The sequence below is a fragment of the Acidovorax sp. sic0104 genome, from assembly GCF_019219095.1.
Taxonomy (GTDB): domain Bacteria; phylum Pseudomonadota; class Gammaproteobacteria; order Burkholderiales; family Burkholderiaceae_C; genus Acidovorax.
In genome coordinates this window covers 42,559-63,318 of the sequence record NZ_JAHUWH010000023.1, presented here as the reverse complement: position 1 = coordinate 63,318, position 20,760 = coordinate 42,559, and the positions used below count along the sequence as shown (strand labels likewise).

Annotated in this window: 25 protein-coding genes and 2 pseudogenes; 21 read left to right on the top strand and 6 right to left on the bottom strand. The window is 65.5% G+C overall.

Annotation, left to right across the window (positions count from 1 at the left end; all coding sequences use genetic code 11):
- The 13 genes and pseudogenes from KW835_RS24430 to KW835_RS24370 all read left to right on the top strand — a co-directional run.
- Positions 1 to 131: pseudogene (locus KW835_RS24430) on the top strand (elongation factor Tu); the annotation flags it as partial.
- Positions 132 to 156: 25 nt separating this feature from the next.
- Entirely contained in the window at positions 157 to 468 is a 312-nt protein-coding gene (gene rpsJ / locus KW835_RS24425; protein WP_005796953.1) for a 30S ribosomal protein S10, read from the top strand.
- A gap of 211 nt (positions 469 to 679) precedes the next feature.
- Positions 680 to 1,354 (top strand): 50S ribosomal protein L3, encoded by a 675-nt coding sequence (rplC, locus tag KW835_RS24420; protein WP_015012188.1) that lies wholly within the window; start codon positions 680 to 682, stop codon positions 1,352 to 1,354.
- Positions 1,354 to 1,974, top strand: coding sequence for a 50S ribosomal protein L4 (gene rplD, locus KW835_RS24415; protein ID WP_008906425.1), 621 nt, complete (start codon positions 1,354 to 1,356; stop codon positions 1,972 to 1,974). The genes rplC and rplD overlap by 1 nt, the downstream gene beginning before the upstream one ends.
- Complete coding sequence (gene rplW, locus KW835_RS24410; protein ID WP_218387199.1) at positions 1,971 to 2,285, top strand: 50S ribosomal protein L23; 315 nt, start codon at positions 1,971 to 1,973, stop codon at positions 2,283 to 2,285. Before rplD ends, rplW begins: the two co-directional genes overlap by 4 nt.
- A 2-nt stretch (positions 2,286 to 2,287) precedes the next feature.
- A complete protein-coding gene (gene rplB / locus KW835_RS24405; protein WP_218387191.1) occupies positions 2,288 to 3,112 on the top strand; it encodes a 50S ribosomal protein L2 in 825 nt (274 codons plus the stop codon).
- Between the two features lie 10 nt (positions 3,113 to 3,122).
- Entirely contained in the window at positions 3,123 to 3,398 is a 276-nt protein-coding gene (rpsS, locus tag KW835_RS24400; protein WP_056164774.1) for a 30S ribosomal protein S19, read from the top strand.
- Between the two features lie 9 nt (positions 3,399 to 3,407).
- Positions 3,408 to 3,740 carry a 50S ribosomal protein L22 gene (gene rplV, locus KW835_RS24395; protein ID WP_005796970.1) on the top strand — a complete coding sequence of 111 codons (333 nt, stop codon included), beginning with the start codon at positions 3,408 to 3,410 and terminating at the stop codon, positions 3,738 to 3,740.
- 15 nt (positions 3,741 to 3,755) lie between these two features.
- Positions 3,756 to 4,637, top strand: a complete 882-nt coding sequence (rpsC, locus tag KW835_RS24390) for a 30S ribosomal protein S3 (RefSeq protein WP_218387183.1) — start codon at positions 3,756 to 3,758, stop codon at positions 4,635 to 4,637.
- Positions 4,638 to 4,639: 2 nt separating this feature from the next.
- The gene (rplP, locus tag KW835_RS24385; RefSeq protein ID WP_056164770.1) at positions 4,640 to 5,056 is read left to right on the top strand and encodes a 50S ribosomal protein L16; all 417 of its coding nucleotides are present in this window, start codon (positions 4,640 to 4,642) and stop codon (positions 5,054 to 5,056) included.
- Positions 5,057 to 5,072: 16 nt separating this feature from the next.
- Positions 5,073 to 5,267 (top strand): 50S ribosomal protein L29, encoded by a 195-nt coding sequence (rpmC, locus tag KW835_RS24380; RefSeq protein ID WP_218387181.1) that lies wholly within the window; start codon positions 5,073 to 5,075, stop codon positions 5,265 to 5,267.
- Positions 5,268 to 5,276: 9 nt separating this feature from the next.
- Complete coding sequence (gene rpsQ, locus KW835_RS24375) at positions 5,277 to 5,546, top strand: 30S ribosomal protein S17 (RefSeq protein WP_055394987.1); 270 nt, start codon at positions 5,277 to 5,279, stop codon at positions 5,544 to 5,546.
- A 149-nt stretch (positions 5,547 to 5,695) separates the two neighbouring features.
- Positions 5,696 to 6,205 carry a peroxiredoxin gene (locus KW835_RS24370; protein ID WP_218387179.1) on the top strand — a complete coding sequence of 170 codons (510 nt, stop codon included), beginning with the start codon at positions 5,696 to 5,698 and terminating at the stop codon, positions 6,203 to 6,205.
- A 6-nt stretch (positions 6,206 to 6,211) separates the two neighbouring features.
- On the opposite strand, the gene KW835_RS24365 is transcribed toward KW835_RS24370, so the two are convergent.
- From KW835_RS24365 to KW835_RS24355, 3 genes are all read right to left on the bottom strand, one after another.
- The gene (locus tag KW835_RS24365) at positions 6,212 to 7,777 is read right to left on the bottom strand and encodes a reverse transcriptase family protein (protein WP_339385493.1); all 1,566 of its coding nucleotides are present in this window, start codon (positions 7,775 to 7,777) and stop codon (positions 6,212 to 6,214) included.
- A 279-nt stretch (positions 7,778 to 8,056) separates the two neighbouring features.
- Positions 8,057 to 8,548: a GNAT family N-acetyltransferase gene (locus KW835_RS24360; RefSeq protein ID WP_218387178.1), complete on the bottom strand. Its 492-nt coding sequence runs from the start codon at positions 8,546 to 8,548 to the stop codon at positions 8,057 to 8,059.
- A gap of 49 nt (positions 8,549 to 8,597) precedes the next feature.
- On the bottom strand, positions 8,598 to 9,299 hold the full coding sequence (locus KW835_RS24355; RefSeq protein ID WP_218387176.1) for a cytochrome b/b6 domain-containing protein: 702 nt from the start codon (positions 9,297 to 9,299) through the stop codon (positions 8,598 to 8,600).
- Between the two features lie 365 nt (positions 9,300 to 9,664).
- Here KW835_RS24355 and KW835_RS24350 point away from each other — a divergent pair, with 365 nt between their 5' ends.
- Positions 9,665 to 10,120 (top strand): cytochrome c, encoded by a 456-nt coding sequence (locus tag KW835_RS24350; RefSeq protein ID WP_218387174.1) that lies wholly within the window; start codon positions 9,665 to 9,667, stop codon positions 10,118 to 10,120.
- Between the two features lie 235 nt (positions 10,121 to 10,355).
- On the opposite strand, the gene KW835_RS24345 is transcribed toward KW835_RS24350, so the two are convergent.
- Entirely contained in the window at positions 10,356 to 10,859 is a 504-nt protein-coding gene (locus KW835_RS24345) for a TlpA disulfide reductase family protein (RefSeq protein WP_218387172.1), read from the bottom strand.
- 234 nt (positions 10,860 to 11,093) lie between these two features.
- Here KW835_RS24345 and KW835_RS24340 point away from each other — a divergent pair, with 234 nt between their 5' ends.
- The 6 genes from KW835_RS24340 (at position 11,094) to KW835_RS24315 (ending at position 16,730) form a co-directional block, all read left to right on the top strand.
- Positions 11,094 to 11,642, top strand: coding sequence for a hypothetical protein (locus KW835_RS24340; protein WP_218387170.1), 549 nt, complete (start codon positions 11,094 to 11,096; stop codon positions 11,640 to 11,642).
- A complete protein-coding gene (locus tag KW835_RS24335; RefSeq protein WP_218387169.1) occupies positions 11,639 to 12,919 on the top strand; it encodes an MFS transporter in 1,281 nt (426 codons plus the stop codon). The genes KW835_RS24340 and KW835_RS24335 overlap by 4 nt, the downstream gene beginning before the upstream one ends.
- The gene (locus KW835_RS24330) at positions 12,916 to 13,368 is read left to right on the top strand and encodes a PTS sugar transporter subunit IIA (RefSeq protein ID WP_218387167.1); all 453 of its coding nucleotides are present in this window, start codon (positions 12,916 to 12,918) and stop codon (positions 13,366 to 13,368) included. The genes KW835_RS24335 and KW835_RS24330 overlap by 4 nt, the downstream gene beginning before the upstream one ends.
- The gene (locus tag KW835_RS24325) at positions 13,337 to 13,606 is read left to right on the top strand and encodes an HPr family phosphocarrier protein (RefSeq protein WP_056164752.1); all 270 of its coding nucleotides are present in this window, start codon (positions 13,337 to 13,339) and stop codon (positions 13,604 to 13,606) included. The genes KW835_RS24330 and KW835_RS24325 overlap by 32 nt, the downstream gene beginning before the upstream one ends.
- A 52-nt stretch (positions 13,607 to 13,658) precedes the next feature.
- On the top strand, positions 13,659 to 15,428 hold the full coding sequence (gene ptsP / locus KW835_RS24320) for a phosphoenolpyruvate--protein phosphotransferase (RefSeq protein ID WP_218387165.1): 1,770 nt from the start codon (positions 13,659 to 13,661) through the stop codon (positions 15,426 to 15,428).
- Positions 15,429 to 15,494: 66 nt separating this feature from the next.
- The gene (locus KW835_RS24315; RefSeq protein WP_218387163.1) at positions 15,495 to 16,730 is read left to right on the top strand and encodes an MFS transporter; all 1,236 of its coding nucleotides are present in this window, start codon (positions 15,495 to 15,497) and stop codon (positions 16,728 to 16,730) included.
- 40 nt (positions 16,731 to 16,770) lie between these two features.
- Here the strand turns inward: KW835_RS24315 and KW835_RS24310 are convergent, their stop codons facing one another.
- Together KW835_RS24310 and KW835_RS24305 are read right to left on the bottom strand one after the other, a co-directional pair.
- Positions 16,771 to 17,604: a DMT family transporter gene (locus KW835_RS24310; protein ID WP_218387161.1), complete on the bottom strand. Its 834-nt coding sequence runs from the start codon at positions 17,602 to 17,604 to the stop codon at positions 16,771 to 16,773.
- Positions 17,605 to 17,714: 110 nt separating this feature from the next.
- Positions 17,715 to 18,426, bottom strand: a pseudogene (locus KW835_RS24305) (AraC family transcriptional regulator).
- A gap of 163 nt (positions 18,427 to 18,589) precedes the next feature.
- On the opposite strand from KW835_RS24305, the gene KW835_RS24300 reads away from it, so the two are divergent.
- Positions 18,590 to 20,752: a type I secretion system permease/ATPase gene (locus tag KW835_RS24300; protein WP_218387160.1), complete on the top strand. Its 2,163-nt coding sequence runs from the start codon at positions 18,590 to 18,592 to the stop codon at positions 20,750 to 20,752.
- Positions 20,753 to 20,760 lie beyond the last annotated feature (8 nt).

Here is a 20,760-nt window from a genome sequence, read left to right as displayed (position 1 = left end):
TGCCTGGCGACAACGTGTCGATCACCGTCAAGCTGATCAACCCCATCGCCATGGAAGAAGGTCTGCGCTTCGCTATCCGCGAAGGCGGCCGTACCGTGGGCGCTGGCGTCGTGGCCAAGATCATTGCTTAACTATTGAGCAGAAAAGGAACTTGCCATGTCCAAGCAAAAAATCCGCATCCGTCTGAAGGCTTTCGATTACAAGCTGATCGACCAGTCTGCTGCCGAGATCGTTGACACCGCCAAGCGCACCGGCGCCATCGTCAAGGGCCCCGTGCCCCTGCCCACGCGCATGAAGCGCTTCGACATCCTGCGTTCGCCCCACGTCAACAAGACGTCGCGCGACCAGCTGGAAATCCGCACGCACCAGCGTCTGATGGACATCGTGGACCCTACGGACAAGACCGTGGACGCCCTGATGAAGCTCGACCTGCCCGCTGGCGTGGACGTCGAAATCAAGCTCCAGTAATGCAGCTTTCAAGGCGGGCTGCTGCCCGCCTTGACCCCCTATGACGCGAACTTGCTTGAAAAGGCAGTTCGCGTTATACTTTAGGGCTTCGCTTCATTTGCGTCCGTCTTCGGGCGCTTTTTTGCGGAGTTTTATTAACCTTCTTTCATGCACGAGAGTGCAACGCCTCAGCCAATTGAAGTTGGGGCGGTGAGAGTTTTGGAGAAAACCAATGAGTCTGAGCAACTCCCTCGGGTTGCTGGGTCGCAAGGTGGGCATGATGCGTCTGTTCACTGATGATGGGGACGCAGTGCCTGTCACGGTGGTGGATGTATCGAACAACCGCGTTACCCAGGTCAAAACCCAAGAGAACGATGGCTACGTGGCCCTGCAGGTCACGTTCGGTTCGCGCAAAGCATCGCGCGTGACCAAGCCAGAAGCCGGCCACCTTGCCAAGGCAGGTGTGGAAGCCGGTGAAATCATCCAGGAATTCCGCGTGACCGCTGAAACCGCCGGCAAGTATGCCGCTGGTGCTGCAGTGCCCGTGGCAGACGTGTTCGCCGTGGGCCAGAAGGTCGACGTGCAAGGCACCTCGATCGGTAAGGGCTACGCCGGTACGATCAAGCGCCACAACATGAGCTCGCAGCGCGCATCGCACGGTAACAGCCGTTCGCACAATGTGCCTGGCTCGATCGGCATGGCACAAGACCCAGGTCGCGTGTTCCCCGGCAAGCGCATGACCGGCCATCTCGGCGACGTCACCAAGACCACGCAAAACCTCGATGTCATCCGCATCGACGAAGCGCGTCAACTGCTCTTGATCAAGGGCGCTATTCCGGGCTCCAAGGGTGGGTTCGTGACGGTGCGTCCCGCCATCAAGGCCAAAGCCTCCAAAGGAGCGAACTAATGCAGCTCGAACTCCTGAATGACCAAGGCCAAGGCGCATCCAAGCTGGATGTTCCCGAAACCGTGTTCGGTCGTGAATACAACGAAGATCTGGTTCACCAGATCGTGGTGGCCTACCAGGCCAACGCACGCCAAGGCACTCGCGCCCAGAAGGACCGTGAGCAAGTCCGTCACTCGACCAAGAAGCCTTTCAAGCAAAAGGGTACGGGTAACGCACGTGCAGGTATGACCTCGTCGCCACTGTGGCGCGGGGGCGGTCGGATTTTCCCGAACATGCCTGACGAAAACTTCACGCAAAAGATCAACAAGAAGATGTACCGCGCCGGTATGTCCGCGATCTTGTCGCAACTCGCTCGTGAAGGCCGCCTGGCTGTGGTCGATTCGCTCAAGCTGGACTCGCCCAAGACCAAGGTCCTGGCCGACAAGTTCAAGGCGATGAACCTGCAATCGGTGATGGTGATCGCCGACGAAGTGGACGAAAACCTGTACCTGGCTTCGCGCAATCTGGTGAACGTGCTCGTCGTCGAGCCCCGTTATGCCGATCCCGTGTCGCTGGTCCGATTCAAGAAAGTGCTCGTCACCAAGGGTGCAATCGACAAACTCAAGGAGATGTTCGCATGAGCACGCTCAAGTTTGACGAAGGTCGTCTGATGCAAGTGCTGGTCGCTCCCATCGTGTCCGAAAAGGCCACCATGGTTGCTGAAAAGTCCAATGCTGTGACGTTCAAGGTGCTGCAGAACGCATCCAAGCCAGAAATCAAGGCCGCTGTGGAATTGATGTTCAAGGTCGAGGTGAAGGGCGTTTCCGTGGTGAACACCAAAGGCAAGACCAAGCGCTTTGGCAAGACCGTCGGCCGCCGCGACAACGTTCGCAAGGCCTACGTGACGCTGAAGGAAGGTCAAGAGCTGAACCTGTCCGGGGAGGCTGCTTAATCATGGCCGTTATCAAGATGAAACCGACCTCGCCAGGCCAACGTGCCGTGGTGAAGGTCACGCGTGACCACCTGTACAAGGGCGAGGGTTTTGCCCCGCTGCTGGAACCCCAGCACCAGAAGTCTGGCCGCAACAACAACGGTCACATCACCACCCGCCACAAGGGCGGTGGTCACAAGCACCACTACCGCGTGGTGGACTTCAAGCGCAACAAGGACGGCATTCCTGCCAAGGTCGAGCGCATCGAGTACGACCCTAACCGTACGGCCCACATCGCCCTGGTGTGCTATGCCGACGGCGAGCGCCGCTATATCATCGCTCCCCGCAACCTGGAAGTGGGCGCGACCCTGCTGTCCGGTTCGGAAGCGCCGATCCGCGCTGGCAACACGCTGCCTATCCGCAACATCCCTGTGGGCTCGACGATCCACTGCATCGAGCTCAAGCCCGGTGCCGGTGCCCAGATCGCCCGCTCCGCAGGTGCTTCGGCAACGCTGCTGGCTCGCGAAGGCGTCTACGCCCAGGTGCGTATGCGCTCTGGCGAAGTGCGCAAGATCCACATCGAATGCCGCGCCACCATTGGTGAAGTGGCCAACGAAGAGCACAGCCTGCGCCAATTGGGCAAGGCCGGTGTGAAGCGTTGGATGGGTATCCGCCCGACCGTCCGCGGCGTGGCCATGAACCCGGTGGATCACCCTCACGGTGGTGGCGAAGGCCGCACCGGCGAAGGCCGCCATGCAGTCGATCCTTGGGGCAATCTGACCAAGGGTTATCGCACCCGCAACAACAAGCGCACACAGATCATGATCGTGTCGCGTCGCAAGAAGTAAGGGGTAGCAAATGACTCGTTCTCTCAAAAAGGGCCCGTTTGTTGACCATCACTTGCTGGCCAAGGTCGAAAAGGCCATCGCCACCAAGGACAAGAAGCCAGTCAAGACCTGGTCGCGTCGTTCCATGGTTCTGCCCGATTTCATCGGTCTGACCATTGCCGTGCACAACGGCAAGCAACACGTGCCGGTCTACGTTACCGACCAGATGGTGGGCCACAAGCTCGGCGAATTCGCCCTGACGCGCACCTTCAAGGGTCACCCCGCTGACAAAAAAGTCAAGAAATAAGGAACGACCATGTCTGAAACACGTGCAGTCCTCCGGGGCGTCCGTCTGTCGGTCGACAAGGGCCGTCTGGTCGCCGATCTGATCCGCGGCAAGAAGGTTGACCAAGCTCTGAACATCCTGACGTTCACGCAGAAAAAAGCTGCGGGCATCGTCAAGAAGGTTCTGGAGTCCGCCATCGCCAACGCTGAGCACAACGACGGCGCCGACATCGACGAGCTGAAGGTCAAGACCATCTACGTCGAGCAAGGCACCACGCTCAAGCGCTTCACCGCGCGCGCCAAAGGCCGCGGCAACCGCATCAGCAAACCCACGTGCCACGTGTACGTGACGGTTGGCAACTAAAGGCTCGGGAAGACTATGGGACAGAAAATCCATCCTACCGGCTTCCGCCTTGCGGTCAGCCGCAACTGGTCCAGCCGTTGGTACGCCAGCAACCGCGACTTCGCGGGCATGCTGGCCGAAGACATCAAGGTGCGCGAGTACCTGAAGGCCAAGCTCAAGAACGCCGCCGTGTCGCGCATCCTGATCGAGCGTCCTGCCAAGAACGCCCGCATCACGATCTTCTCGGCACGTCCTGGCGTCGTGATCGGCAAGAAGGGCGAGGACATCGAGAACCTGAAGAAGGAACTCGCAACCCGCCTGGGCGTGCCCGTCGCAGTGAACATCGAAGAAGTGCGCAAGCCTGAAATCGATGCCAAGCTGATCGCCGACAGCATCACGCAGCAGCTCGAAAAGCGGATCATGTTCCGCCGTGCCATGAAGCGCGCCATGCAAAACGCCATGCGTCTGGGTGCCCAGGGCATCAAGATCATGTCGTCCGGCCGCCTGAACGGCATCGAAATCGCACGTACCGAGTGGTACCGCGAAGGCCGTGTGCCACTGCACACCCTGCGCGCCGACATCGACTACGGCACCTCCGAAGCCAAGACCACCTATGGTGTGATCGGCGTGAAGGTGTGGGTCTACAAGGGCGATACGCTGGGCCGCAACGATCTGCCAGTGGCAGAAACGCCGCGTCCTGAAGAAGAGCGCCGCCCCCGCGGCCCACGCCGTGATGGCCGCCCAGGTGGCGACCGTCCAGGCGCAGGCCGTGGCCCACGTCGTCCTGTCGGTGGCAACACCGCTCCGGCCGACGGCAGCGACAAGCCAGCGGAAGCTGGTGGCGCTGATAACACCGCCGTTAAGCGCGTACGCAAAGTCGCCGCGCCCGCTACAGCAGCGGACGGTAAAGGAGAATAAATATGCTGCAACCTGCTCGCCGCAAATACCGCAAGGAGCAAAAGGGCCGTAATACCGGTGTCGCAACGCGGGGTGCCTCCGTTGCGTTCGGTGATTTCGGTCTGAAATGCACCGATCGTGGCCGCCTGACGGCCCGCCAGATCGAAGCTGCTCGCCGCGCCATCTCGCGCCACGTCAAGCGTGGCGGCCGTATCTGGATCCGCGTGTTCCCGGACAAGCCAATCTCTACCAAGCCCGCAGAAGTGCGTATGGGTAACGGTAAGGGCAACCCCGAGTACTACGTGGCTGAAATCCAGCCCGGCAAGATCGTGTTCGAAATCGTTGGCGTGCCCGAAGAACTGGCCCGTGAAGCGTTCCGCCTGGCTGCTGCCAAGCTGCCGCTGCGCACCACGTTCGTCAGCCGTCACATTGGCGCGTAATTCAGGAGAACAAGCAATGAAGACTGCTGAACTGCGCCAAAAAGACGTCGCCGGCATCGAAGCCGAAATCAAGGCTCTGCAAAAGGCCCATTTCGGCCTGCGCATGCAGAAGGCTACGCAGCAACTGGGTAACACCAACACGCTGCGCACCACCCGCCGCGATATCGCCCGTGCCAAGACCATTCTTGCTGAAAAGCAAGCCGCCAAGTAAGGAGCCCACATGACGGAACCTAAAAAATCCCTCAAGCGCACCTTGGTTGGCAAGGTGGTCAGCGACAAGCGTCAAAAGACCGTGACCGTGCTGGTCGAGCGCCGTGTGAAGCACGAGCTCTACGGCAAGATCGTTGCGAAGTCGAGCAAGTACCACGCCCATGATGAAAATGGCGAGTACAAGCTGGGCGACGTGATCGAAATCACCGAGAGCCGTCCGCTCTCCAAGACCAAGAACTGGGTTGCCACCCGCTTGGTGCAAAAGGCCGGCCTGCTCTAAGCCCTTGCGGCTTATTGGCAGCACTGCCCTCCAGAACGACCCACAATGTGGGTCGTTTTGCTTTTGGGGCTCCATACAGCTTCCAGCCCAGTCCAGGCTGTGGCACCTGGGGCCCTCGGCGTTTCCCATTCACCCAAGGAGATAGACACATGATCAAAGTTGGCGACACCCTGCCCGCAAGCACGCTGATGGAGTATTCCGAAGTCGAAGGCGAAGGTTGCAGCATCGGCCCGAACGCCGTGCCGGTCGACAAGGCCACGGCCGGCAAGACCATTGCACTGTTCGCCCTGCCAGGCGCCTTCACGCCCACCTGCTCGGCCAAGCATGTGCCCGGCTACCGCGACAAGGTCGAGGAGTTCAAGGCGGCCGGCGTGGATGAAATCTGGTGCGTGAGCGTCAATGACGCCTTCGTGATGGGCGCCTGGGCACGCGATCAGAAGACCGACGGCAAGGTGCGCATGCTGGCTGATGGCGACGCGGTGTTCGCCAAGGCCACTGGCCTCACGCTGGATCTGAACGGCAAGGGCCTGGGCCTGCGCAGCAATCGCTACTCCATGCTGGTCAAGGACGGCAAGGTGCTCACGCTGAACGTGGAAGCGCCGGGCAAGTTCGAAGTGAGCGACGCAGACACGCTGCTCCAGCAAGCCCAAAAGGCCTGACGGAGTTCAGGGGCTGAAGCGGATGGTGTCGAACAGCCGCTTCAACTTGGCGGCGCGTGTTGTCGCCAGCCACTGGCTGGCCCACTGAATCTCCCCCGCAACGCGAGAGCGTTCGCTTGCGGCCACCCGGGGTTGCTGCGACAAGCGGTGCAACTGGGCCTTGAGCTTGTCGAACTGCGCGCGGCTGTAGTTGACGCGCTCGTTGACCACCAAGCCGGTAACGTACTGCCGCTGGTGCGCCGGCATCACGCGTGTCTTGTCGGCACGCAGGGTGAAGCCCTCGTCCTGGGCAATTGCAGACACCCAGGACTGCAGGGCGGCGAACTGGCCCCGCAGCGCTCGCGGGCCAGAGAACACCATATCGTCGGCGTATCGCGTGTAATTTGCGCCAAAGCGCTGCGCCAACGCTTGCAACCTCACATCAAGCCTAAATGCGCACAAGTTGGCCAATGCTGGCGACGTGGGTGCACCCTGTGGCAGATGGGCCCGCGACAGCCTTTGGTTCAACGCGCGGCGTTGGGCGAGGTGGGCCGACGAGGACCCCAACGCCTCCAGCAGCCGCTCGCGCACGGCCGATGGCGTGCGTGCCGTGGTCAGGCGTGTCAGCAACTGCGCAGCCGATCGTCCGTGCCCCAGGGCCTTCCAGAGAGCTTGCACCCTGGTCGCGTTGATCGACGTGAAGAAATCAGCCAGGTCGAAGCGGATCACGACGGCCTGGTGTGCGTGAGCCACGGCGTGGCTGCCGACTCCGCGGCCCCGCACGAAGCCGTGCGCTGCTTCATGCACGGGCACGGACGCGAGCAATTTGTCCAAAATTCGCCGTTGGGCCTGCGCCAGTCGCGGGCGCGGTGCTTCCAGCAGGCGCAGGCCGCCGCTGGGCTTGGCCAACAGACGATACCGATAGTGAGAGGGTGGGAGGGCGAGCCCGCTGTTGTGGTGTTCGCGCCAATGCGCGTGTTCAGGCGCCAGCCACTGCAGGTCTTCCCGCGACAGGGTGAGGGCCTGGGTGACGTCGGCAGCCGTAGCCAGCAGTGCAAAGCCCGGCGCGTGGTCCATCCATGCGGGCTGCGGGCCTGTGGTGGCGGGCCGCAGCAACCAGCGTAGATGCGCGCCTGAGCGCGGACTCGCGGCCCATTCGCGGAAAGCCCGGGCAAGATCCTGCGGTGCCCACAGTGCCAGCGGCACGTCCGCAGACCCCTGCTCATGCGCCTCCTCATCCTCGCTCATATCGAACAGAAAGGTTGCGTCGTCATCGATTTCGGGCTCTGAGTGCACGGCGTGTGGGTTGCGCACTCCCGCCTTGCGCCACCAGCGACCCCAGCAAAGCCACGTGGCCACGTCGTCGAGCTCCAGGCGCGCCCATTCCAGCGCCGACACCAGGCTCAAGCGACGGATCTGTTCAGTCAGGCTGTCCGGCAGGATGGCATCTTGCGCAGCCGGTGTGCCCAGGCAGGCCATCGCGCGGGCGGCCAGCGCATGGGGCGTGCGGCGTTCGGGCCCACCCTGTGCATCGGTCAGCACAGCCATGGCCAAGGCCTTGGCCAGCACGCGGGCGCGGGCGGAGTTTTTCACAGGGGGCGAGGTATAGGGGCCTGGCACCAACCGGCGGGTTGGGCGCGAACACGCTTGCCAGGATGGCTTGGAGGTTCGCGCGCCACAATGGGCGCTTGCAGTGAGACACCGTGGGGCTACCCCACGGTTCGAACCGGTGAGAGTTCGAGATGCTTGGCGCCAGGCCGCAGCGATTCTAGCGGCGCGCTGTGCGACATGGTCATGTATTCAGCGCGGGTGTGCGTCGCAGCCAAAGCGTCGGCCCGAGGTAGGTGCTGCACTACGCATGCCCCGGCAGCATCAGGAAATATCCACCTTGAGGTAGTGAGCCCCCGCGATCGGGTTGTGGTAGTACGGCGGGATTTCCTCGAACCCGAGGTCCGTGTACAGGGCGCGGGCCGACTCCATGTCGTCCAGCGTGTCGAGCAGCACACAGGCATAGCCCGCCTGCCGCGCACGGTCGAGCATGGCGTCGGCCAGTTCGCGGCCCAGGCCGAAGCCGCGGAAGGCCTTTCGCACGTACAGTCGTTTCATTTCGCTGGCGTTGGGGTAGTCGGCGGTATCCAGGGGCCGCAGGGCGCAGCAGCCGGCCACCGCACCATCCACCTTGGCCAGCAGCAGCGCGCCACGCGGCTCGGCATAGTCGCCGGGCAACTGAACCAGCTCATTCTCGAAATCCTGGAAACACAGGTCCACGCCCAGGGTGCTGGCGTATTCCCGAAAGATGTCGCGGACCTCGTTCATCTCGGCGTCCGAGGCGGGGGTCAGCAGGGTGACGGAGGGCTTGTCCACAACGCAGATTCTGCAAAAACGGCGGAAGGGGCAGTGTAGCGAGTCCCTGTCAGAAGGATGGAGCGCCCGCGAGCGTGGAGACCCACCAGGCCAGCGCCGCACTGCCTGCCAGCAGTGCCAAGGCCAGCGCACGGCTCGCCCAGTCGTCCCGTGATGGCGCTGCGGGGGCGGGCAGCACCTTGTCGCCGTGCACCATGGGTCCGACGAGGCGCTGGCGCCGCACGGCCACATAGAACACGATGGCCAGCAGGTGCAGCACGACGAGGCCGATGACGAGGTACTGGCCGATCTCCTTGTGGTAGCTGGTGGCCTGTCCGACGACGGCGTTGGACACGAAACGCGTCAACGGCCCGGCGAACGCGATCTCGTCGTCGCTGAGAAGGCCCGTGGCCACCTGGGCCACCAGCACGGCAAGCAGGCCGAACACGGACAATGCGCCCAGCGGGCTGTGGCCGACGCCATCATCGGCATGGGCTGCACCTCGCAGATAGCGCACCAGCCGCGCGGGCGAGTAGATGAACGTGGCAAAGCGCGACCAGCGCCCGCCGACCAGGCCCCACAAGACGCGGAACACCAGCAGCGCCAGTACGACATAGCCCAGGCGGAAATGCCATTCCATGGCGTTGCCACCCACCTTGGCCGTGACGACCAGCGCGATCACGCATGCGGCCAGCGCCCAGTGGAACAGGCGGACCGGCAGATCCCAGACGCGGACGGTGTGTTGCTTGGGGTGGGGCGATGGCTGCGTCATGGTGGCTGCTGCGGCGTGGTGGATGAACGGGGCGGGGGCCGGCCGCCAGGGATTCTCTGCACGAATCGAGTTGCCAAGGGACCGCAAACGAACACGGCGCGATGATTCGTGCAGCGGATCCCTGGACCGGCGCAATGGCCGCATTGTGCGGGAGACAGGGCCGTGCCGGAAGTCGCAAGCGCGTGATCTGGCCTGCTGCGCGCAAGGCACGGCAGCGAAAGCAACGCCAAACCGGCATACTGCCTGCGCTGGGAATCCGTTCGCGATTTGCGGAGCATGTGCCACTGCCATGGGCCGTGCAGATAGCAGGATGGGTTCCAGGCGCCGGATTCTCATTCCAACCCCACGACAAAAAGGAAGTTTCCATGAAAGCAATCGCCGCGCTAGCCCTGGCAGCTGCCACCTTGACCCTGTCGGCACCGGCCTCGGCCCAGTTCGCCAAGGCGGAAGACGCCATCAAGTACCGCCAGAGCGCACTCTTCGTGATGGGCCAGCATTTCGGCCGCCTGGGCGCCATGGCCAATGGCCGCATTCCCTTCGACGCGAAGGCCGCGCAGGAGAACGCCGATGTGGTGGCCCAGATGGCCAAGCTGCCCTGGGCGGGCTTCGGTGCGGGCACCGACAAGGGCGCGCCTACCAAGGCGCTGCCGGAAATCTGGACGGAGCAAGCCAAGTTCAAGGAACATGCCGAGAAACTGGAAGCCGAGTCGGTGAAGCTGGCTGCTGCGGCCAAGACGGGCAATCTGGACAACCTCAAGGCCGCCTTCGGCGCCACGGCGGGCACCTGCAAGGCTTGCCACGACAACTATCGCGCTAAATAAGGTACTTCCCCCTGAGCGGCTTCGCCGCTTCCCCCTTCCCGAATCGCTTGCGCGATTCGGGAAGGGGGACGACACCAGTGGCCTGGCAAAGCCAGTTCCACGGTGTCACTGGGTTGGGCAGCGCCAGCTGGATGCGTTATGCTATCAAAATGGTAGCTCTTCGCGCAGATTCCATAAGCGACAAAGGCCGATTTCGTTTGAAATCGGCCTTTGTCTTTGGATGTGTGCTCGTGCCTCAGGTCTCTGCCAGCAGTTTCTCGATCAGCTGGTGCAGCTCGGGGAAGTTGGGGGCGCCGACATACGTTTTCACGATCTCGCCGCGCTTGTTCACGATGAAGGTCGAAGGGGTCAGGCGCACGTCGCCCCAGGCCTTGGCGACGTTGCCCGTGTTGTCGATGGCGACCTTGAAGGGCAGTTTGCGGGTTTCGGCGAAGTTCACCACGTAGCTGGGTGGGTCGTAGCTCATGGCCACCGCGAGGGTGTCGAAGCCCTGGGTGCTGTACTTCTGGTAGGTGGAGACGATCTCGGGCATCTCGGCCACGCAGGTTGTGCAGCTCGTGGCCCAGAAGTTCACCAGGGTGACCTTGCCCTTGAGGTCGCTGGTGGACTTGCTCGTGCCGTCCAGCAGCACGAAGGTCGATTCCGGCGCGGCGGAGCGGCCCGTGTCCAGGTACACGTAAGCGCCTACGGCCGCGAACGCCGCCACCGCCACACCTGCCGCCCAATGCTTGATTGCCATAACCCTTGCCTTCGTCGATCCGTACGTACATGCTGAACCCGCCAGCCGCCGGGCTTGCCTGCCCGAGCGCCACCCGAACAGATTGTGCCAAACGGGGCGCTATGGCACTGGCCACGGGCTTGAAAACCTGCGGTCAGCGCCCGGATGGAGCCACAAAACAGTCAAAAGTTCTGCGCAGGAAGTGCTCGCAGCATGATCTGGCGCAATACCGGGGGCTCTGCGGATAATGGCCCGATGAACTGGACACTGACCGGGGCCGCGGCCCTGACCCTAGGTTTGTCGTTGCTGGCGGGCTGCAGCCCGGCGCTGAACTGGCGCAGCGTGCCTTTGCCCGAGGCCGCGATCACCGTCACCTTGCCCTGCAAGCCCGACCAGGCCACCCGCACGGTGGAGCTGGCCGGCGCGCCTGTGGAGCTGGCCATGACCGGCTGCGATGCGGACGGTGCCACGCTGGCCGTGTCTCACGCGGCGCTGGCCGATCCGTCCCAGGCGGGCGCTGCGCTCACGCACTGGCGTGCGGCGGTTCTGGCCAACCTCGGGTCGGGTGCGGCGGCTTCGGCCACCGACACGCCCTATGCCCCGGCCGGCGTGCTGCCGCTGCCGCAGTCGGTGCGCACGGTGGCGCAGGGCCAACGCGCCGATGGCAGCGCCGTCAGCGCGCAGGCCGTGTGGTTTGCTCGGGCCGTGGGGCCGCAGGTGCGGCTGTACCACGCAGTGGTCTACACGCCCAAGCCACGCCCCGAGGTGGCCGACACGTTCTTTGCCGGGCTGACCTTCCAATGACGCTCGCGCACCCGTTGCTGCCGCGCCGGGCGGCCGTCATCGTCTTCCTGGCCTTTGCATTCGCCTACTTTCTCTCCGCGCTGGTGCGGGCGGTCACGGCCACGCTGGCGCCGACGCTGGCGCAGGAGTTTTCGCTGCATGCCAGCGACCTGGGGCTGCTGGCTGGCGGGTACTTCCTGGGTTTTTCCGCCACGCAGCTGCCACTGGGCGCCTGGCTGGACAAGCATGGTCCGCGCAAGGTCGCACTGGGCTTTTTGGGCATCGCGGTAGTCGGCAGCCTGGTGTTCTCTGTGGCCACGGGCTTCTCGGGCCTGCTGGCCGGACGCGTGCTGTGCGGCGCGGGTGTCAGTGCCTGCCTGATGGCGCCGCTCACCGGCTATCGCCGCTGGTACGAGCCCACGGCGCAGATGCGCGCCAATTCCTGGATGCTCATGACCGGCTCGCTCGGCATGGTCGCTTCCACGCTGCCGGTGCAGTGGGCGCTGCCGTTGGTGGGCTGGCGGCCGCTCTTCTGGGGCCTGGCTGCGCTGATCGCGGTGTCGATGGTGGTGATCGCCATCTGGGTGCCCGGCTGGGCCGGCGCGGCACAGGGGGCCGCACAGGGACCGCAGGCGGGCGACGGCAGCGCCGCAAAGTCGGCAGCGCCGGGCTACGCGGTGGTCTGGGGCCACGCGTACTTCCAGCGGTTGGCGCCGCTCGGGTTCTTCGTCTATGGCGGGATGGTGGCCGTGCAGACGCTCTGGGCCGGCCCGTGGATGCAGCGTGTGGCGGGCTACACACCGCTGGAGTCGGCCACCGGACTGTTCTGGATCAACGTGTCCATGCTGTGCACGTTCTGGACCTGGGGCATGGTCAACCCATGGCTGCTGCGCAAGGGCCTGGGGCCGGACCGGCTGATGGCGGCGGGCCTTCCGTTCTCGCTGCTGATCCTGCTGGCCATCATCGTGGCAGGGCCGCAGGCGGGCGGCGGGGCCTGGGCGCTGTTTTGCGTGTCGTGCACCTTCGTGTCGCTGTCGCAGCCTGCCGTGGGCATGGCGTTCTCGCAGTCGCTGGCGGGCCGTGCGCTGTCGGCCTACAACCTCGTGATCTTCGCGGGCGTGTTCGTGGTGCAGTGGGGCATCGGCCTCGCGGTGGATGCGTTCGCCGCGCTGGGGCTGGGTACCGTTGCGTCCTTTCAGGCCGCCATGGGGGTGTTCCTCGCGTGCAACGTGTCGGCCTATGCGTGGTTCATGCTGCAGGGGCGGCGCCATAATGCGTTGCAAACCTCCGCGCCATGAGCACCACCAGCATCCTCCTTATCGCCCACGCCCCCCTGGCCCATGCGCTGCGCGAATGCGCCTTGCACGTGTTTCCGGACTGCGGGGACAGCGTGGTCGCGCTGGATGTACCGCCCAACCAGCCGCCCGAAGAGTCGCTGGCCCAGGCGCGCATCCTGCTGGACCAGCTGGGCACCGATTCCACCCTGGTGCTCACCGATGTGTTCGGCGCCACCCCGTGCAACATTGCGCAGCGTCTGACGGACGGCGTGCGATCGCGCCTGGTGACGGGCGCCAACCTGCCCATGCTGCTGCGCGCAGTCAGCTACCGCAGCGAGCCGCTCGACTCGGTGGTGAACCGCGCGGTGGTGGGGGGCACGCAGGGTGTGATGCAGGTGGCGATCTCCGCGCCGCAGAACCAGAACCGCCGTAATTCCCATGATCAAGACACGTACGACCATCAGCAATAAATTGGGCCTGCATGCCCGCGCCTCGGCCAAGCTGACCAAGCTGGCAGGCAGCTTTCCCTGCGACGTGTTCATGAGTCGCGGTGACCGCCGCATCAACGCCAAGAGCATCATGGGCGTGATGATGCTGGCCGCCGGCATGGGCACCGAGGTCGAGGTCGAGACCAGCGGCGACCGCGAGCAGGAAGCCATGGACGCGCTGCTGGCGCTCATCGCCGACAAGTTCGGCGAGGGTGAGTGAACTGTTCGGCTGCCCATTTTCGTCACCCTGTTGAACCTGTAGCCCCACCACCATGACCTTCTCCGTCCACGGTCTCGCAGTCGCCCGCGGCATTGCCATCGGCCGCGCGGTGCTGGTGGCATCGAGCCGCGTGGACGTGGCCCATTACTTCATCGAAGCCGAACAGATCCCGGCCGAGATCGAGCGCGTGCGCCAGGGCCGCAACGCGGTGGTCGAGGAACTGCAGCGCCTGCAGACCGACATGCCCGCCGATGCGCCGCACGAGCTCACGGCGCTGCTCGACGTGCACCTCATGCTGCTGCAGGACGAGGCGCTGACGGGTGGCGTCAAGCACTGGATCACCGAGCGGCTGTACAACGCCGAGTGGGCGCTCACCACGCAGCTTGAGGTGATCGCGCGCCAGTTCGACGAGATGGAGGACGAGTACCTGCGCGAGCGAAAGGCCGACCTGGAGCAGGTGGTCGAGCGCATCCTGCGCTATATGAAAGGCGTGGCCAGCCCGGTGGCGCCGCCGCCCAGCGGCCCGCGCCGGCACAAGCAGCTCGGCCTTCAGCAGGACCTGCTGCTCGATGGCACGGTGGATGTGCCGCTGGTGCTCGTCGCGCACGACCTGTCGCCCGCTGACATGCTGCAGTTCAAGCAGAGCGTGTTCGCCGGCTTCGTGACCGACGTGGGCGGCAAGACGTCGCACACAGCCATCGTGGCGCGCAGCATGGACATCCCTGCCGTGGTGGGGGCGCGCGCGGCCAGCCAGCTGGTGCGCCAGGATGACTGGGTCATCATCGATGGCGATGCGGGCGTGGTCATCGTGGACCCCTCGCCCATCATCCTGGCCGAGTACGGCTTTCGTCAGCGCCAGGTCGAGCTCGAACGCGAGCGCCTGGCCCGCCTGCGCCACACGCCCGCCGTCACGCTGGACGGCCACAAGATCGAACTCCTGGCCAACATCGAGCAGCCCGGCGACGCCGCCGCCGCCGTGCGTGCCGGAGCCGTGGGTGTGGGGCTGTTCCGCAGCGAATTTTTGTTCATGGGCAAGACAGGCAACCTGCCCGGCGAAGACGAGCAGTACCGCGCCTACTGCGAGGCCATCGACGGCATGCAGGGCCTGCCCGTCACCATCCGCACCATCGACGTGGGCGCCGACAAGCCGCTGGACAACAAGGCCCACAAGGACAGCTACCTCAACCCCGCGCTCGGCCTGCGTGCCATCCGCTGGAGCCTGGCCGACCCGAGCATGTTCCGCACCCAGTTGCGCGCCGTGCTGCGGGCCGCTGCGCGGGGCAAGGTCAACCTGCTGTTTCCCATGCTGGCCCACACGCACGAGATACAGCAGACGCTGGCTCAGGTCGAGCTGGCCCGCGCCGAGCTGGACGCGCGCGGCGAGCCCTATGGCCATGTGGAGCTGGGCGCGATGATCGAGGTGCCGGCGGCAGCGCTCATGGTGCGCACCTTCCTCAAGTACTTCGACTTCCTGTCCATCGGCACCAACGACCTGATCCAGTACACCCTGGCCATCGACCGCGCCGACGAGGCCGTGGCGCACCTGTACGACCCGCTGCACCCCGCGGTGCTGCGCCTGGTGGCCGATGTGATCGCCGAAGGCCACCGCCAGGGCAAGAGCGTGTGCGTGTGCGGCGAGACCGCCGGCGACGTGACGATGACGCGCCTGCTGCTGGGCCTGGGCCTGCGCAGCTTTTCCATGCACCCCGCGCAGATCCTCGCGATCAAGCAGGAAGTGCTGCGCGCCGACATCCGCAAGCTCGCGCCGTGGGCGCAGCAGGTGCTCGAGGGCGACGAGCCGGGCACCTTGCTGGCGTCATGAACGCTGCCTGAGATATTCCTGAATTCATAGCTGCCAGCGCTTGCTGGAAAAGCGCTGGAGGTTGATTTGGCTCTTGCCCCCGAGATCCCGGCAGACGCATCCCTCATCGACTCGCGGCAAGCCTTGCAGCGCCTTCTGGCCACGCTGGGCCTTGTCGTGCTGGGCAACAGCAGCATGTACGTGGTGTCGGTGGTGCTGCCGGCCGTGCAAAGCGAGTTCGGCGTGGGTCGCGCCAGTGCTTCGCTGCCCTACACGCTGATGATGGTCTGCCTGGGCCTGGGCGGCCTGCTCACGGGCAAGCTGGCGGACCGCCACGGCCTCCCGCCCGTGCTGTGGCTGGGCGCGCTGGCCGTGCTGGGCGGCTTTGTGGGGGCGGCGTTGTCCGGCAGCATCTGGGCCTTCGGCCTGGCGCACGCGGTGATGGGGTTCATCGGCAGCTCGGCCACCTTTGCGCCGCTGCTGGCCGATACGGCGCTGTGGTGGAACCGGCGGCGCGGTATCGCGGTGGCGGTGTGCGCCAGCGGCAACTACATCGCGGGCGCCTTGTGGCCGCCCATCGTGCAGTACGGCATCGACACCATTGGCTGGCGGCCCACCTATATGGCGCTGGGCGTCGTCTGCGGCGCGGGCATGCTCGCGCTGTCGCTGTGCATGCGCCAGCGCCCCCCGGCCATCCAGGCGGCAGCAGCAGCGGGCACCGGCGCCGGCGCCATCGACCGCGCCCGCCCCTTCGGCCTGGCGCCGGGCACGGCCATGGCGCTGCTGTGCGTGGCCGGCGTCGCCTGCTGCGTGGCCATGGCGATGCCGCAGGTGCACATCGTGGCCTACTGCACGGACCTGGGCTTCGGCGCCGCCCAGGGCGCCCGAATGCTGTCGCTCATGCTGGCCTGCGGCATTGTCAGCCGGCTCGTGTTCGGCCTGATCTGCGACCGCATCGGCGGCATCCGCACGCTGTTGCTGGGCTCGGCCCTGCAGGGCGTGGCGCTCCTGCTCTTTCTGCCGTATGACGGACTGGTGCCGTTGTACGTCATCTCGGCGCTGTTCGGCTTGTTTCAGGGCGGTATCGTGCCCACCTACGCCATCATCGTGCGCGAGTACTTCCCGCCCGCCGAAGCCAGCGTGCGCGTGGGCGCCGTGATCATGGCCACCCTGGTCGGCATGGCGCTGGGCGGCTGGATGTCCGGCTGGGTCTTCGACATCACCGGCAGCTACCACGCCGCCTTCTTGAACGGCATCGGCTGGAACCTGCTGAACCTGTCCATCACCGGCTGGCTGTTCCTGCGATTGCGCAAGAACTCCTGAATTGATAGCTGCTCGCGCTCGCTGGATAAGCGCCAGAGACCTATTTTGCTTTCATTCCTATGATGGCCGCAGCGATGATCATCGCCGTCGCCAGCGCAATGCTCCAGCTGAAGGTACGCCCGCTCACCACGATGAGCAAAGCCGTCGAGGCCAGCGGCGTGATGTAGCTCAGGATGCCGATGTGCCGCGCATCGCCCAGCTTGAGCGCCTTGTCCCACAGAAAGAACGACGCCCCGAGCGGCCCCAGTCCGAGCAGGGTCAGCAGCGCCCAGTCGCGCGGTTGCAGGCTGGCCGCAGGCTCCATGGCCACATGGCACAGCAGCGACAGCACCCCCGACACCAGCCCGAACAGGCCAATGGCCGTCGTCGGGAACGCTGCCACGCGCTTGGTCAGCAGCGAGTACGTGGACCAGATGAAGGCGGCAGCCACCGCGGGCAGGTAGCCCCAGGCCAGCGTGCCGCTCAACTCGCGGCCGCCCGCGATGGCGATGGCCGCGCCACCAAAGCCCAGCAGCGCCGCCAGCACGTGCGGCAGGCGCAGCGACACGCCCGGCAGCACCACGGGCGCGAGCACCACGATGAACAGCGGCCACAGGTAGTTGACGAGGTTCGCCTCCACCGGCGGGGCGTGGCGCAGCGCGATGAACAGCAGAAAGTGGTACGCGAACAGGCCGTACACGCCCAGCGCCAGCGTGCGCAGCGGAATGCGCCACTGCGACGGATCGCGCAGCACGAACGGCCAGGCCGGCACGCTGCCGATGATCAGCGCGATGCCCGTGAGAAGGAACGGGGGCACATGGGTGAGCGACACTCCCAGCGACGCGAGCGAGGCCCACAGCGCGATGGCGCCCAGGGCATAGAGATTGGCTTGCATGGTCCAAGCTTAGCGGCCTCTCCTGACCGGCATCGTCGCGCAACTGCGGCGTGTCGTCGCGCAAGAAGGGACCGGACAGGAAGGCTGCGGCCTGGACCGCAAACAGGGTCTTACTGCCCGGCGCGCCGCAGCGCCGCCGTGAGCGCCGACGGCGAGCGGTAGCCCGTGCGCCGTGCCACCTCCGCCACCGCCATGCCGCCGTCCCGCAGCAGGCGCGCTTGCGCCAGGCGCAGCCCGCGCAGCCAGGCCATGGCGCTCACACCCAGATCGTCCCGGCAGCGTGCCGCGAACTGACTGGGGCTCAGATGCACGCGTTCGGCCAGGTCGGCCACCCTCAGGTGCGCGTCCCCCTGTTGCGCGGCCCATCGCTGCAGTTGCGGCCAGTCGATGGCGCGGCGGCGGGAGTCCTTTGCCGCCGTTGCGACCGGGGCGTCCGCCGCCGACAGCCAGGCCTCGCGCAGCAGCGCGGGCCTGCGCCTGCGCGAGCGGGCGCTGCTGCTGCAGGGCGCCGGCCAGGTACTGCGCCAGCGGCAGCGCCTGAGCGGGCGGGGCCAGGGTGCCGCCGCCCTCCTGCAGGCAGCGGCCCCACGCGGCGTGCCCGCTGTCGAGCACCAGGCACAGGCTGCCGCGTGCCGATGCGAAGTCGTGCCGGTCGCCCGGTGCGATCACGCAGCCGTTGCCAGGCGCCACGAGCATGCCGCGTCCTTCGACTTCCAGCTCCAGCGCGCCCGACAGTCCGAGCAGGACCTGGAAGTGGTCGTGGCTGTGGCTGCCTGGCGAGGCGCCATAGCGGCGCAGCGAAATCTGCTCTGTGAAAACCATGGGTTTGGTGTTGGAGGCTGGGAAATTCACCTATTTTGCTGCAACCGCACACAACGGCCCGGTTCGGTGGCCTTTTTGGGGGCAAATGGCCTGCCATTAAATGCTTCGCGCTTTGGATTTATGGGCGTAGAGTCATTTTGACAATTTGCAACAAGGACTTCATATGGTTTCACATGCAGGTGTGGCGCCACCTGCGGACACGGCGGCACACGGGAATGATGAGCTTCTTTCGTGCCTGCTCATCGTCGCCAAGGCACATGGGCTTGCGTCCACGGCGGATGCGGTCATGGCGGGCCTGCCGGCGGAGCAGCACCGGCTCACGCCCAGCCTGTTCGAGCGCGCGGCGCGACGGGCCCACATGAGCAGCCGGCTGGTGCGCGAGCCTTTGTTGCTCATCAAGGACGCGCTGCTGCCCGCCGTGCTGTTGCTGCAGGGCGAGCGTGCCTGCGTGCTGCTGGCCTGGGACGCCCGGCGCGCAGAAGCCCGCATCGTGCTGCCCGAGCTGGGCGATGCGCCCATCACCGTGTCGCGCGCGGCGCTGGAGGCCGACTACCTGGGGACAGCCATCTACGTGCGCCCCGCGCAGCGCTTCGATGCCCGCGCGCCGCAGGTGCGCACGGGCCGCCATGGGCACTGGTTCTGGTCGGTGCTCAAGGAAAACCACGGCCTGTACCGCGACGTGCTGCTGGCCGCGCTGCTGGCCAATCTGTTCGCGCTGGGCATGCCCATCTTCACGATGAACGTGTACGACCGCGTGGTGCCCAACAACGCCGTCGATACCCTGTGGGTGCTGGCGCTGGGGCTGTCCATCATGCTGGTGGGCGACATGGTGTTGCGCACGTTGCGCGGTCGTTTCGTGGACCTGGCCAGCAGCCGTGCGGACGTGAAGCTGTCGGCGCACATCATGGAAAAGGTGCTGGGCACGCGCATGGAGCAGCGGCCCGCGTCGGCGGGTTCGTTTGCCTCCAACCTGCGCTCGTTCGAGTCCGTGCGCGACTTCATCAGCTCGGCCTCTGTCGTGGCCTTCATCGACCTGCCGTTCGGCCTGATCTTCATCGTGGTGATCGGCTGGATCTCCTGGCCGATGCTGATCCCCTTGCTGATCGGTGCGGCCATCATGCTGCTGTATGCGCTGGCGGTGCAGGGCCGGATGCACGAGCTGTCCGAGACCACCTACCGCGCGGGCGCACAGCGCAACGCCACGCTGGTGGAGGCGTTGGTGGGTTTCGAGACGGTGAAGGCCCTGGGTGCCGAGGCGCCGCTGCAGCGCAAGTGGGAGCGCAGCACCGCGCTGCTGGCGCGCGTGGGCGTGCAGCTGCGCCTTCTCTCGGCCACGGCCAGCAACAGCTCCGCGTTCCTGCAGCAGCTGATCAACCTGGTGATCGTGATCCTGGGCGTGTACATGATCGGCGAGCGGCAGCTCACCATGGGCGGGCTCATCGCGTGCACCATGCTCGCATCGCGCGCCATGGCGCCGGTCGGGCAGGTGTCGGGCCTGCTGGTGCAGTACCACACGGCGTCCACCGCATTGACATCGCTCAACGAGATGATGAAGCGCGAGGTGGACCGCCCCGAGGGCGCGAGCTTCATCAGCCGGGGGCGGCTGCAGGGCGCCATCGAACTGCGCGACGTGAGCTTCAGCTACCCGGGCCAGCAGGTTGCATCGCTGCGCAACGTCACGCTGTCCATCAAGCCCGGCGAGCGAGTGGCCATCCTGGGGCGCATCGGCTCGGGCAAGACCACGCTGCAAAAGCTCATGCTGGGGCTGTACCGGCCCAGCTCCGGCGCGGTGCTCATCGACGGCATAGACCAGCGCCAGCTCGACCCGGCCGAGCTGCGCCGCCAGGTGGGCTACGTGCAGCAGGACGTGATGCTGTTCTACGGCTCGCTGCGCGAGAACATCACGCTGGGCGCGCCGCTGGCCGACGACGCGGCGGTGGTCAGGGCGGCCGAGATCGGCGGCATCCTGCCGCTCGTCAACGCGCACCCGCAGGGCTTCGACATGCTGGTGGGCGAGCGCGGCGAGTCGCTGTCGGGCGGGCAGCGGCAAGGGGTGTCCATCGCGCGCGCGGTCATCAACGACCCGGCCGTGCTGCTGCTGGACGAGCCCACCTCGTCCATGGACCACTCCAGCGAAGAAGACATCAAGCGCCGCCTGGCCGAGTTCGCGGCAGGGCGCACGATGGTGCTCATCAGCCACCGCACCTCGCTGCTCACGCTGGTCGACCGGATCATCGTCATGGATGCGGGCCGTGTGGTGGCGGACGGGCCCAAGGAGCAGGTCGTGCAGGCGCTGCGGCAAGGCCGCATCGGCAAGGCCGTGTAGAGGATCGC

Coding starts and splice junctions, on each gene's coding strand:
- rpsS (WP_056164774.1), top strand. CDS start 3,123: ATGACTCGTTCTCTCAAAAAGGGCCCGTTTGTTGACCATCACTTGCTG.
- ptsP (WP_218387165.1), top strand. CDS start 13,659: ATGACCTTCTCCGTCCACGGTCTCGCAGTCGCCCGCGGCATTGCCATC.
- KW835_RS24345 (WP_218387172.1), bottom strand. CDS start 10,859: ATGGCAATCAAGCATTGGGCGGCAGGTGTGGCGGTGGCGGCGTTCGCG.
- rplP (WP_056164770.1), top strand. CDS start 4,640: ATGCTGCAACCTGCTCGCCGCAAATACCGCAAGGAGCAAAAGGGCCGT.
- KW835_RS24310 (WP_218387161.1), bottom strand. CDS start 17,604: ATGCAAGCCAATCTCTATGCCCTGGGCGCCATCGCGCTGTGGGCCTCG.
- KW835_RS24325 (WP_056164752.1), top strand. CDS start 13,337: ATGATCAAGACACGTACGACCATCAGCAATAAATTGGGCCTGCATGCC.
- rplW (WP_218387199.1), top strand. CDS start 1,971: ATGAGCACGCTCAAGTTTGACGAAGGTCGTCTGATGCAAGTGCTGGTC.
- rpsC (WP_218387183.1), top strand. CDS start 3,756: ATGGGACAGAAAATCCATCCTACCGGCTTCCGCCTTGCGGTCAGCCGC.
- KW835_RS24300 (WP_218387160.1), top strand. CDS start 18,590: ATGGTTTCACATGCAGGTGTGGCGCCACCTGCGGACACGGCGGCACAC.
- rplD (WP_008906425.1), top strand. CDS start 1,354: ATGCAGCTCGAACTCCTGAATGACCAAGGCCAAGGCGCATCCAAGCTG.
- KW835_RS24350 (WP_218387174.1), top strand. CDS start 9,665: ATGAAAGCAATCGCCGCGCTAGCCCTGGCAGCTGCCACCTTGACCCTG.
- KW835_RS24370 (WP_218387179.1), top strand. CDS start 5,696: ATGATCAAAGTTGGCGACACCCTGCCCGCAAGCACGCTGATGGAGTAT.
- KW835_RS24330 (WP_218387167.1), top strand. CDS start 12,916: ATGAGCACCACCAGCATCCTCCTTATCGCCCACGCCCCCCTGGCCCAT.
- rpsJ (WP_005796953.1), top strand. CDS start 157: ATGTCCAAGCAAAAAATCCGCATCCGTCTGAAGGCTTTCGATTACAAG.
- KW835_RS24355 (WP_218387176.1), bottom strand. CDS start 9,299: ATGACGCAGCCATCGCCCCACCCCAAGCAACACACCGTCCGCGTCTGG.
- KW835_RS24335 (WP_218387169.1), top strand. CDS start 11,639: ATGACGCTCGCGCACCCGTTGCTGCCGCGCCGGGCGGCCGTCATCGTC.
- rplC (WP_015012188.1), top strand. CDS start 680: ATGAGTCTGAGCAACTCCCTCGGGTTGCTGGGTCGCAAGGTGGGCATG.
- KW835_RS24340 (WP_218387170.1), top strand. CDS start 11,094: ATGAACTGGACACTGACCGGGGCCGCGGCCCTGACCCTAGGTTTGTCG.
- rplB (WP_218387191.1), top strand. CDS start 2,288: ATGGCCGTTATCAAGATGAAACCGACCTCGCCAGGCCAACGTGCCGTG.
- rpmC (WP_218387181.1), top strand. CDS start 5,073: ATGAAGACTGCTGAACTGCGCCAAAAAGACGTCGCCGGCATCGAAGCC.
- rpsQ (WP_055394987.1), top strand. CDS start 5,277: ATGACGGAACCTAAAAAATCCCTCAAGCGCACCTTGGTTGGCAAGGTG.
- rplV (WP_005796970.1), top strand. CDS start 3,408: ATGTCTGAAACACGTGCAGTCCTCCGGGGCGTCCGTCTGTCGGTCGAC.